Here is an 11981-nt window from a genome sequence, read left to right as displayed (position 1 = left end):
ACTATTTCAGTGACCTTAAAATTGTTTAACTGCTAACGACAGGGCAGGGAACTAGCTTCGCATTCCAAGGTGTCGTGACCCAAATAACGTAGTACGCAAGGTACTTAGTCTGGTCAGAATGGCCTGTTAGATTTCTCTTTCAAGCCTCACGCCTTTAGGCTGAGGTTCCTGACGTGCTTCTATATTGAGGTATGCGAAAGCAAGCCATCAAGGCGATCGCAAGAAATGATGAACAAAAAAGATGAAAGAAAAAGTTTTGGGTTTTAGTTCGGAAACCGTGAAAGCAATGTAAATATGACAAAATCGACTCCTTAATCAAGATCGCCAGCTAAAATCTAGGAGTCAAAATTTATTAATTAGTTGTTCAAAGAATTATACCATAACTGTGAAAAAAGCATTGTTCCATTTTGACTTTTAACAATAATGTTACGATCGCGATCAAATAAGACGGAACCGATACAAACATCGCGATCGCCGTGTTTGCGGATATATTCTTGGCTGCGGCGATCGATGGTTTCAGCGATGGAGGTATAAACGCGATCGACGCTTTCGGGTTGGATTTGGCGCAAGAGTTGTAAAGCTGCTTCTGTGGTGGTGCTTTGAAATACTTTTTCGAGAATGTTGTTGGGTAAGCCTATTTTGGCACAGTGCGCCGTCAGAATTTCTAAGCGTCCGTCGGCAAGGTGGTGATGGGTGTGAAAAATACCGCCAGCGAGTTTAATCAGTTTACCATGATAGCCGAACAGTAACAGCGATCGCACTCCCGAAACTCCCGCCGTTACCAGTAAAGGACCTAACCAATTTGCAGTTTTCACGAGGCGATCGGCTTCAATGCCTAAATTACGCGCTAAATCTAAACCATTTTCTCCCACGCAAAACACTAAAGTATCAAATCGTGCCGCTTTTTCAGATAATTCTTCCCGATAGATTTCTAACTGTTGGGGAGAACTTAAAGGCTGACTAATTCCCGTTGTTCCTAAGAGAGAAAGTCCTTCAACGACACCAAAGGCTTTATTAGCGGTTCGTTCTGCAAGTTTGCGTCCTTCCGGTAGAATGATTTTAACTGTAATTGCTTCATTTATGGCGAGTAAAACTTGCAAATTGTGTTGTAAGAGTTTGTGTGCATAAGTATAAATTGCTGCTTGTCCGTGGCGATCGCTTTGTTTGCCAATTCCTTCTCCTCCTGCGATCGTAATTTGGGGAGATTGATCGGTTTTATTTTGCCATTCTACTATTGCCCAAATGGGCGTATTTCGGGTTAAATCGAGGTTATCCCCAGGATCGCTGTGGGTAATGGCTAAGGCGGTGCGATCGCTAATTTTGGCAATTTGCGCGATGGGAATTTCTGCGCTTTGTGGGGGATCGATGAGGTCAATTTGTACGGTTTCTAAAGGTGTTTGTTGCTGGAGATAGCGCAAAGCAGCAACAGCAGCAGCACAGGCAAAAACAGGTAAGGTAAACCCCGATCGCGGTTGAGAAATAGTCACGAAAAAACTTAATTTAAAGAAAGAACTAGATAACTAGGGAATGGTTTGTTTGACATTGAACTTTAACATGATTGATTCAAAATAGGTCTTTGTGATTTGCTATATTCCTAGAGTATCCATAATTTAAGAAAATGGGAAGAGCAAAAAGATATAAATTCTATTTATGAATGATAACTTTATCTTAAGTCTTATTGTTACTCATAAACGGCGATCGCGGAACCGGAAGAATATACAATAGAGAGCAAGTTCATACTCGGTCAAATCCTATGGCTTATTGGAAAGCAGGACATTCTCTGCAAAATGGCAAATATATCATTGAAGAAATGCTCGGATCCGGTGGGTTTGGGGTAACATATCGGGCAAAAGATACGCAAAAAGGGCAACAGGTAGCGATTAAAACTTTGAGTCCAGCGATCCAAGCTGAATCCGATTTTAACGACTATCAGCAGCGATTTATACAAGAGGCTTTTCGCCTGGCTAAATGTCCTCATCGTCATATTGTCCGCGTAGATGATGTTTTTTCCGAGGGGGAATTGTGGTGCATGGTGATGGAATGTATCGATGGGGGAGATTTACAAGAATATGTTGGCGATCGCGGTATTTTGTCGGAGTCGGAAGCATTGCAATATATTCAGCAAGTGGGAGAAGCGTTAAGTTATCTTCATCAACAACAATTTTTGCATCGAGATGTGAAACCTGCCAATATTTTGTTACGCCGGAAAACAAAGGAAGCGGTTTTGATTGATTTTGGGTTAGTACGAGACTTTATTGAAGGGAAAACATTGATCCATACTAATGCACTGACCCACAGTTTTGCGCCGCCGGAACAATATAAACAACGGGCAAAACGCGGGGCTTTTACGGATGTTTATGCGCTTTCTGCGACGTTGTATTATTTGTTAACAAATAAATTACCTTTTCCTGCTAATTTTCGCGAGGACATGGAAAAACAAGGGGTGAATTTGACTCCTCCTCAGCAGTACAATCCTCAGATTTCGAGTGCTGTAAACCAAGCAATTCTCAAGGGGATGGAATTGTCTTATGGCGATCGGCCTCAGTCGGTGCGGGAATGGCTGGGATTATTGCAGAAACAGCCCTCCAGTGGGGTTAAATTGGTGTCTGCGGTGGGAATGGACTACAGGACGTTACAAGGGCTTCTCGCAGCCGGAAAATGGCGGGAAGCAAACGATGAAACAGCAGAGGTAATGCTCAAGGTGGCCGGAAGGGAATCTGAAGGCTGGTTAAACACCGAGAGTATAGATAATTTCCCATGTAGCGACCTCAGCACCATTGACCAACTCTGGGTACATTACAGCAAAGGACGCTTCGGGTTTTCTGTTCAGAAGCGCATTTATCAAAGTTTAGGCGGTACGAGAGAGTATAATCGCCAAGTCTGGGAAAATTTTGGCGATGCCGTAGGATGGCGGGTGAATGGAAGTTGGTTGTACTATCGAGACAGCACTTTTAACCCCTCAACACGAGAGGGACACCTCCCGATCCACGGATTTGGTTTGGGGTCGATGGGACATATCGGTCGGTGGGTGGGAGGGGTCTCTTCTCTCGCGTCGAGACTTGTAGAATGTAGCATATAAGGAACCTACAAGAAAGTGTAAAGAATTGCGAAGAGGTTATTTTTCACGAACCCTTGCGGGTTCTGGCTTTCCGATACCGGGTACAGGGGTTGAGGAAGGGCGATCGCGATGGTGGGTGGGATTTTGTAGTACATCTCCCGTCATTTGCGACAAGATTTTTCCTAACACCTTTGGGTTGTAGCAATTCGCCAACATAAACTTTTCTGCAACCCTAAAAGAATCCTTGCAACCTTGCTGCATAGTCGTGCATTTTGATTAAGGGAAATTCAGAAAAATAAATCAGTAATGAGATTGTTCTTCTTATTACCGATCCGTCAGGGATTGAATGGAGGTTAAGGAAATAAATCGGTAATTAAATTGTCCTTCTTATCTCGATCCGCCAGGGATTGAAAATCCCCGTCTCATACAAAAAATCCATTGAAATGGATTAGGGTATTCGGCGATCGCGCCAATATTGGCAAATTTAATCTTTAGCTTTCATAAAAAGCATCTTTTGCCAATTCTAGTAACTCATTCATTTTTTTGCAGAATGCTATTAATTCTGCTATAATGACACACTCACCATCAAACTAATTCTAAGATCATGACTCAGTTCGCGATCGATATTCCCGATGAATTGATAGCCCAGCTAGAAAACCAAGGCGATAAAATTGAGACTATTATTCTGGCTGCATTAGAAGATTATTTGACCAAGGACAAATTTGATATTACCCAAACAACAACTTGGGAAATCTGTGGAAAATATACAGTAGAGAATCCAGAATTAGAATATATTGTGGGAACAGATGAGCAAGGAAATCTAACTACAAATTATTCTGAAAATGTGGATAAAATTTTATATTAAATCTATTTTATGTCAAGAATTATTGTCGATACATCAGCATAATTAGGGCTAGGGAGCTAGTAAATAATTAGGGCTAGGGAGCTAGTAAATAATTAGGGCTAGGGAGCTAGTAAATAATTAGAATTAGGGAGCGAGTGAATAATTAGAATTAGGGAGCGAGTAAATAATTAGAACTAGGGAGCGAGACGCTCCCACTACACCGATAATTGAGGTAGTGCGAGCATCTTGCTCGCTATTTCTACAAAACTGAGATGCACCCGTTCGATTTTAGCGATCGCACGACGATTGAAAGTTTTTGATGTTTTCAGTTTTGACACGCATTTTCAGCAAATGTCTGGTTTAGGTATCGTTTGTCAGCCGCGATCGCCTATCCGATAAACGGTGTCGCGATCGGGTTTTTAAAAACCTTAATTGCTGCGATCGCCCTCAATACAATGTTGTCAAACTGCGCGATTTTGGGTATTGTGATGGCATCTTTAAAACAGCATTAGAGTTCAAACAAGCCCTAGAAAATGCTTGACTTTTAAACTCAAATATGATACATATTTTTGATTAATAGAAGCTGTTAGCGATCGCCACGAGACTATAAAGCCTTGGCATAAACTTTTATTGTCACCTCCGCTAATTTTCGCATTCCCTGCACAATTTCTTCTGGTGTTGCAGTCAAACTAATTCGCAAACATTGATGTTGGTGTTCCCATTCCTCCTGTAAACCAGGAAAAAAGGTCGATCCTGGCACTAAAATAACTCCCTCTTCCTTTACCTTTTGATATAATTCCCAATCCGTAATCGGTAAATCCCGCAACCATAACCATGCAAAAATTGCCCCTTCTCCGCGATGTAAAAACCAAGGCAAATCTTGCGGTAAGTATTCCTCTAAAGTCGCCTCCAAAACTGCAAATTTATGTTGATAATGGGGACGAATTACAGTTTCTGAAAGTTCTGCTAAACGTCCCGAGGCGATCGCCTTTGCTGCGATCGCTTGTCCGTAGCGAGGAGAGTGAATGCAAGTATTATTCTGAAATCCTTCGATAATATCAATTGTCTCCGGATCTGCGATCGCAATTCCAATTCGTTCCCCTGGTAATCCAGCTTTTGATAAACTCATACAGTGAACAATATTTTCTCCTAAAATAGGACTCATTTCTGTAAAATTTAAAGCAGGATAAGGAGGAGCATAAGCAGAATCGATAAATACAGGAACGCGATCGGGTTTTGCTAACTCAACAATCGTTTCAACTTCGCGATCGCTTAACACATTTCCCGTCGGATTGCAAGGACGAGAAAAAATAACACATCCTGTTTGTTTGTTGATTTTTAATTGGTTTAAATTGGGACGATATTTAAAACGATGTGCCTTTTCTTCAATTTCTAAATTGGGTTTGTACGCAACAACTGCTTCAGGAAATAAACTAACACCACCATAGCCTGTATAATCAGGACATAAAGGCAAGACAATCTGTTTTAATTGCCCGTCGGTATTATAGCCACCAAACGCATTCGCTGCATAAAAATAGAGTGCTTGAGAACCTGGTGAAATCAAAATATTGCGATCGCTTAAATTTAAGTTATAGCGTTGATTAAAATCTGCGGCGATCGCTTCAATTAAAGGGGCATATCCTTGAGAAGTACCATAGCGACAAACTACCTCTCCATAATCTCCACTTGCTAACAATTCTGCCGTACAATCTCGCCATAATTGCTCAATTTCTGGCAAAATCACTGGATTTCCCGCACTCAAATTAATAAACTCTCGTCCCTTACTCGCTCTTAATGTCTCAATAATATCTTTCATAATTTCTCGCACTCCCGTGCGTTGGGACATTCGCAGACCAAATTGAGAGAGATTGAGTGTCATGGCTGAGTATTGTAAAAGAGAAAAGATGAAAAATATTTTAACAATAATTGTAACTTAATGGGTATAGAATAGAGAAGAGCAATGTATTTTGTTATCTTATGACTGCTCTTTGTTGATTGCAATGACTGCTAATATTTCTCCCGAAGAACGCGATCGGATGTTACAATGGCTCAATCGCAATCTTCGAGATTTACAAAAATACGCCCATCAATATGTTGCCTATAATGGCGATGGAATTATTGCAGTCAATGAAGATTTAGATCGCGTCTTAGAAGAAGCAGACACATCAGGTGTTGTCTATTCAATTTATTTAGTCCCCGGATTTACAGGCTCGATTGTAATTTTACCCATTTATTTTCGCACGGTTAGTCGCCATGAATGGCAACCGAATTATTCAGTGAGTTTACGCAATCAAAACCGAGAAATTGATTTAACCATGTTAGTTGATTCTGGTGCGGATTTTAGTGTTATTTCTTTTAAAATCGGTCAAAATTTGGGATTTGCTTTAGCCGATCGCGAGGAAATCTTGGTTGGACAAACATTAGGAGGAGCAGTAAAATATGTTTTGCGACGCATTGATTTCTCAATTGATGGATACCAATTCAATGCTCCTGTTGCTTGGCTACAACAAGAAACAGCAGATATTATGTTATTAGGACGAGAAGATGTGTTCGATCGCTTTAATATTGAATTTCGTCAAGCAGAAGAGAAAATTATTTTTACTCGGCGAGAAAAAGAATAATTTTAAGATAATAAAATATTTAATTAGCAACCCAAAGTAAAACCCCCAATCCGATTAAAAGAAAATAAATGAATTGTTGAAAACGCTGCACGGGTAAGCGGCGATTTATTTCTCTGCCTAATAAAAGCGCGATCGCCACTGCTGGTAATGTCCAAATATACAAAGTCAGAACTTGTTTTGTCCAAAATCCACTTAATCCATGACTAATCAGAATACTGATAGAACTAATTGAGAAATAGCATTGCAACGTTGCTCGAAATTTCTGAGGATTCCAACGACACATATTACCATAAATTACAACGGGAGGACCGTTTAAATTATATGCTCCGCCGAATATACCGGCAATGAGTCCAAAGCCATAAGCAGCGCGATCGCCTAATTTAGGGAGTTTAAATTTCCCCAAACTATAGCCTCCAAAAATAATTAAAAATAATCCTATTCCTCTTAAAATAAAAATTTGTGGGACAACTTTCAATAACCAAGCCCCCCCAAAAACTCCCGGAATTGTCGTCACCAACAGTCGCCAGATCGCAGTAAATTCTACTTGTCGCCAACTCGTTAAAAAAATTAATGTTGTCGCTGTCGCCATTAACAGTGCAAAAGTCGGCGTAACAACCTTTAAATCCATAATCAAACTTAATAAAGGCATCGCCAATAAAGCACTCCCAAAACCAAAAATTCCTTGTAATAAGACCCCGCAAAAAATAATCGCGATCGCCAGAATAGTTGCAAATTCCATCTCATTTATCTAATATCGGTAGGTAACTCCTGAGTAATCCCGAATTTAAAGAAGAGAATTCCCTCAATCCTCTTCTTCTTCCGCTTCTTCCACCAAATCCTGTAGCGTCTGATGACGAAGACGACGGGACTCTCGGCGATACTTTTTACTCTCCAACCTGGGTTCGTACTCACGTTTGCCCGAGCCAGCAATTTTTAACTTGACCGTCGTTTCTTCATCAGGTCGTTGTTGAAGCATTTCCACTCTTGCAAGAGTTTCCCCTAAAAATAGAAGATAATGTTCGTATCGCTCCCAATCTCCCCGAATTGAGCAGTTTGGTTCATCTCGGTGTAAACAATCGCGAAATTGACACCCATTTTCCCGCGATCGCGCCTCGGGAAAATACTGTACCAATTCTTGAGCATCACAAACCAAATCCGGCTTATTAAACCCTGGACTATCTGCCAAAAGTCCCCCTCTCGGTAACTCAAATAACTCAACATGACGAGTCGTATGACGACCGCGCTGTAATTTTCCCGATACTTCCCCGACCCGCAATTTAACTTCAGGAATGAGTTTGCCGATCAAACTCGATTTTCCCACCCCCGACGGTCCCGCTACCACCGTCGTTCGATCTGCTAATACCCCCTCTAAATCCTCTAATCCCTCCTCCTGGGCGACACTGATAAAGATGGGGTCATAGCCCCATTTTTGTAGCCTTACTGCCCATTCCTGCTGCCGCTCCTTGTCGATTAAGTCCCGCTTATTCAAACACAAACGCGGGGTGAGGGAAGTTGATTCCGCTTGAATTAAAAAGCGACTCAATTGCCACGGATCGAGAGTAGGTTCCTCCAGGGCAAACAAAAGTAAAATTTGTTCGGCATTGGCCACTGGAGGACGTTCTAAACAAGTTGTGCGCGGTACGATCGCCCCGATCGCCCCTTGTCCTTCCTGCCAATTCGGTTCCTCAACAATAGTGCGATCGCCCACCATTACCTTCTGACCAATTTTCTTCAAGCGCGATCGCCGCGTACACAACAAAAACTGATGCCCTTCCCAAACCCGATCCAAGCGCACGCGATAAAAATTAGCCTGCACTGCGACTACCGTTCCCACTATCTTCATCGCTTGTCGTTCATCTCAACTCCTCACCTGTAGGGCAAAATATTGGGAACGATCTTCCATCGCCTCGAGGTGATAACCCGCCATCACCAAACTATCGGGAACCTGTTCGATCGGTTCCCCGCGATCGAGCCAAACTTCCAATAATTGCCCCGCTTCCATTTGTTCCAAGCGTAATTTTGTCCGCACAAAATTAATCGGACAAGGAGTTCCCCGTAAATCCAACTGAACATCAGCAATGCTATTAATTTCGTCGTGGTTCATTGTTCATCAATCCTCGATCATTGTTCATGGAACTTAGCCGCGAAACATTTTGCCTAAAAATCCTTCCAAACCCCCCTCTTTTCCTGCCGCTTCACCGCGAATTTTTGCCAATTGCTCCAATAATTCCCGCTCTTCAGCATTAATTCGCGTCGGAATATCAATTTTGACCGTAATTAAATGATCGCCGCGACTGACAGGATTGCCCAAACGCGGTACCCCCTTATCTTCTAAAGTCAAGACAGTATTGGGTTGAGTCCCCGGAGGAATCGTTAATTCCGTCTCGCCATCAACAGTATTGATAGGAATCCTGCACCCCAGAATTGCCTGTAAATAACTCACCGTAATTCCCGAGAGGATATTCACCCCATCTCGCTTGAACTCTTTATCTTCTTCAACAAATAGGTAAACGTATAAATCCCCTGGCGCACCATTCCGCAGTCCAGCATCTCCCTCTCGTGCTACCCGCAAGCGCGTCCCATTATCAACCCCTTGGGGAATCGTGATTTTTAATTTTTTCGTGACTTGAGTGCGACCGACCCCACTACAGGTTTCGCATTTCTCCTCAATCACTTGCCCTTCGCTGTTACAGGTGGGACAAACGGAAACTTGAGCAAAACTACCAAAAGGCGTTCGAGTGGCACGACGGACTTGACCGGTTCCATTACAAGTCTGGCAAGTTTTCACCCCAGTGCCGGGTTTGGCCCCCGTTCCCGTGCAGGTCTTACAGGTTTCGAGGTGAGGAATGCGAATTTCCTTTTCCCCTCCAAAAATAGCCTCCCGAAATTCCAACTTTAAATCGAGCCGCAAATCTTCCCCTCGCACGGGGCCGCTGCGTCGGCGTTGGGGGGTGCCGGTGCCCACGCCCCCCCCGCCAAAGCCACTAAAAATAGTCTCAAAAATGTCTGCAAAGCCGCCCACGTCGCCAAAATCGGAGAATCCGCCCTGTCCCGAGGAAGATACTCCAGCCTCGCCAAAGCGATCATATCTCGCTTTCAGTTCTGGGTCCGACAGAACTTCGTGAGCGCGATTGACTTCTTTAAACCGCTCTTCTGCTCCTGGTTCTTTGTTGACATCCGGATGATATTTCCGCGCCAAACGGCGATATCCGCGTTTGATGTCATCTGGACTGGCATCGCGGGAGATATTGAGGATTTCGTAGTAGTCGCCTGCCATAGGGTGCCGATCTGTTGAGTGTATAGTTAGTCTTTTGTCAATTATCAATTATCAATTATCAATTATCAATTATTCTTTGATAATAATATTGATTAATTTTGATTTTAATTGCGATCGCCATGAGTTCGAGAATCATTAGTCTACGGGTTCGTAGTCCGTCGCGGCGCTCTGCTCGTCGTCGTCAAAGTCAAAGCTAAACTCGTCCTCTTCACTGACTCCTCCTTCATCGGCGACAATTTCTGTAGGCTGTTCGCTGGCGGGAGCGATGGATTCTTCCACGTTTTCAAATTCCTCGCTGGTTCCCTGATTGGCACGATTATACAAGTCAGTTCCCACGCCTAAGACAGCCTGTTTGAAACTTTCGAGTCTTTCTTTGATTTCCTCGACGCTGAGGGACTCGTCGGTTAAAGCTGCATTTAAAGCTGCCCGCTTCTCTGCTGCTCGAACTTTCAGATCTTCGCGAATCAAATCGGCATTTTCTTTCAGGGTGACATCGTGGGTATAGGAGATGCTATCGGACTGATTTTTCAAGTCTACCAATTCCATGCGCCGACGATCTTGTTCGGCATAGCGCTCTGCTTCTGTTCGCATTTTTTCCACTTCGGAGGAACTTAAGCCTCCGGTGTTGGTAATGCTGACGCTTTGTTCTTTATTGGTAGCTTTGTCCTGGGCTGAAACTCTTAAAATACCGTTGACATCAATTTCAAAACTGACTTCGATTTGCGGTACTCCCCGAGGAGCGGGTAAAATTCCGTTCAGGAGAAATTTCCCCAAGCTCTTATTATCTCGTGCCATAGCACGTTCTCCCTGGAGAACGTGAATTTCGACGGAGGTTTGCCCGTCGATCGCCGTGGAAAAGACTTGAGATTTGCTGGTGGGAATGGTGGTATTGCGATCGATGATTTTGGTGAACACTTCTCCCAAGGTTTCAATGCCCAAGGATAAGGGGGTGACATCGAGCAGCAAGAGATCTTCGACTTCCCCACCTAAAACCCCCGCTTGAATGGCTGCACCGAGGGCAACGGCTTCATCGGGGTTAACTGAGCGATCGGGTTCCTTGTTAAAGAATTTGCGAATCGCTTTGCCAATGGAAGGAATGCGGGTCGAACCCCCCACCATGATAATGCGATTGATCTCATCGGGTTTAAGATCGCTATCCTTGAGGGATTGCTTAACCGGAAGAACTGTGCCTTTAATTAATTCTAGGGCGAGTTCTTCAAATTTAGAGCGCTGTAAATCTGTTTCGAGGTGCTTGGGACCTGTTTCGTCGGCGGTAATAAAGGGCAGGTTGATGGAGGTACTCCCAACGCTAGAGAGTTCGATTTTGGCTTTTTCCGCCGCTTCTCTCATGCGTTGCAAGGCCATTTTGTCTTGGCCGAGGTTTACTCCTTCTTTTTCCTTAAAGTTATCGCTCATCCAACGCACGATAACATTGTCGAAGTCATCGCCCCCGAGGTGATTGTTCCCCGAGGTGGCTTTAACTTCAAAGACTCCATCTCCCAGTTGGAGGACGGAAACATCAAAGGTTCCCCCTCCCAAGTCAAATACAAGAATGTGTTGGTCTTGGTCTTGCTTTTCTAACCCGTAAGCGAGAGCGGCTGCGGTAGGCTCGTTGATAATCCGTAAGACTTCTAACCCGGCGATGGTGCCAGAATCTTTCGTTGCCTGTCGTTGGGCATCGGTAAAGTAAGCAGGAACTGTAATCACGGCTTGGGTGACGGGTTCTCCCAAAAACTGTTCAGCATCAGATTTTAGCTTTTGCAAAATCATGGCCGAGATTTCTTGGGGGGTGTAATTTTTGCCGCGAATCTGGACATCCACGGTATCATCTCGGCCTTTGACGCATTTGTAAGGCACGCGAGAACGTTCTTCTTCGGTATCGTCCCAACGACGACCGATAAAACGTTTGATACTGTAGACGGTGTTTTCGGCATTGGTGACTGCTTGGCGCTTGGCCAACTGACCCACCAAACGTTCCCCTGATTTGCCAAAACCGACCATACTGGGGGTGGTACGGCCTCCTTCGCTGTTCTGAATAACGATGGGTTTTCCCCCTTCGAGAACAGCAACGCAACTATTTGTAGTGCCTAGGTCGATACCGATGACTTTTCCCATAGCGATCGGGTTTTATAAGTGTGCAAGAGACTAATATTAGTTTAAATGGAAGCATCGAGGTTCTCC

The 11981-nt window shown here is 43.7% G+C and carries 12 protein-coding genes; 4 read left to right on the top strand and 8 right to left on the bottom strand.

Annotation, left to right across the window (positions count from 1 at the left end; genetic code table 11):
* Positions 1-356: 356 nt before the first annotated feature.
* On the bottom strand, positions 357-1481 hold the full coding sequence (gene cbiD, locus JUI58_RS21840) for a cobalt-precorrin-5B (C(1))-methyltransferase CbiD (protein ID WP_204105956.1): 1125 nt from the start codon (positions 1479-1481) through the stop codon (positions 357-359).
* A 272-nt stretch (positions 1482-1753) separates the two neighbouring features.
* Here cbiD and JUI58_RS21835 point away from each other — a divergent pair, with 272 nt between their 5' ends.
* On the top strand, positions 1754-3079 hold the full coding sequence (locus tag JUI58_RS21835; protein ID WP_204105951.1) for a serine/threonine-protein kinase: 1326 nt from the start codon (positions 1754-1756) through the stop codon (positions 3077-3079).
* Positions 3080-3115: 36 nt separating this feature from the next.
* Here JUI58_RS21835 and JUI58_RS21830 read toward each other — a convergent pair whose 3' ends face one another.
* Positions 3116-3274 carry a hypothetical protein gene (locus tag JUI58_RS21830; RefSeq protein WP_204105950.1) on the bottom strand — a complete coding sequence of 53 codons (159 nt, stop codon included), beginning with the start codon at positions 3272-3274 and terminating at the stop codon, positions 3116-3118.
* Between the two features lie 388 nt (positions 3275-3662).
* On the opposite strand from JUI58_RS21830, the gene JUI58_RS21825 reads away from it, so the two are divergent.
* Both JUI58_RS21825 and JUI58_RS21820 read left to right on the top strand, forming a co-directional pair.
* The gene (locus JUI58_RS21825) at positions 3663-3923 is read left to right on the top strand and encodes a hypothetical protein (RefSeq protein WP_204105949.1); all 261 of its coding nucleotides are present in this window, start codon (positions 3663-3665) and stop codon (positions 3921-3923) included.
* A gap of 350 nt (positions 3924-4273) precedes the next feature.
* Positions 4274-4414: a hypothetical protein gene (locus JUI58_RS21820; protein ID WP_204105948.1), complete on the top strand. Its 141-nt coding sequence runs from the start codon at positions 4274-4276 to the stop codon at positions 4412-4414.
* Positions 4415-4506: 92 nt separating this feature from the next.
* On the opposite strand, the gene JUI58_RS21815 is transcribed toward JUI58_RS21820, so the two are convergent.
* On the bottom strand, positions 4507-5781 hold the full coding sequence (locus JUI58_RS21815; protein ID WP_204105947.1) for a valine--pyruvate transaminase: 1275 nt from the start codon (positions 5779-5781) through the stop codon (positions 4507-4509).
* Between the two features lie 121 nt (positions 5782-5902).
* Between JUI58_RS21815 and JUI58_RS21810 the strand changes: the two genes are divergently transcribed.
* Entirely contained in the window at positions 5903-6523 is a 621-nt protein-coding gene (locus JUI58_RS21810) for a retropepsin-like domain-containing protein (RefSeq protein WP_204105946.1), read from the top strand.
* Between the two features lie 19 nt (positions 6524-6542).
* On the opposite strand, the gene JUI58_RS21805 is transcribed toward JUI58_RS21810, so the two are convergent.
* The 5 genes from JUI58_RS21805 to dnaK all read right to left on the bottom strand — a co-directional run bounded on the left by JUI58_RS21805 (position 6543) and on the right by dnaK (position 11915).
* Complete coding sequence (locus JUI58_RS21805; protein WP_204105945.1) at positions 6543-7262, bottom strand: sulfite exporter TauE/SafE family protein; 720 nt, start codon at positions 7260-7262, stop codon at positions 6543-6545.
* Between the two features lie 63 nt (positions 7263-7325).
* Entirely contained in the window at positions 7326-8366 is a 1041-nt protein-coding gene (gene rsgA / locus JUI58_RS21800; protein ID WP_204105944.1) for a small ribosomal subunit biogenesis GTPase RsgA, read from the bottom strand.
* Between the two features lie 15 nt (positions 8367-8381).
* Positions 8382-8627 (bottom strand): sulfurtransferase TusA family protein, encoded by a 246-nt coding sequence (locus tag JUI58_RS21795; RefSeq protein ID WP_204105943.1) that lies wholly within the window; start codon positions 8625-8627, stop codon positions 8382-8384.
* A 33-nt stretch (positions 8628-8660) separates the two neighbouring features.
* Complete coding sequence (gene dnaJ, locus JUI58_RS21790) at positions 8661-9800, bottom strand: molecular chaperone DnaJ (RefSeq protein WP_204105942.1); 1140 nt, start codon at positions 9798-9800, stop codon at positions 8661-8663.
* Positions 9801-9935: 135 nt separating this feature from the next.
* Entirely contained in the window at positions 9936-11915 is a 1980-nt protein-coding gene (dnaK, locus tag JUI58_RS21785; RefSeq protein WP_204105941.1) for a molecular chaperone DnaK, read from the bottom strand.
* Positions 11916-11981 lie beyond the last annotated feature (66 nt).

Source organism: Spirulina sp. CCY15215, assembly GCF_016888125.1.
Classification (GTDB): domain Bacteria; phylum Cyanobacteriota; class Cyanobacteriia; order Cyanobacteriales; family Spirulinaceae; genus CCY15215.
This window is presented reverse-complemented; position numbering and strand designations above follow the sequence as displayed.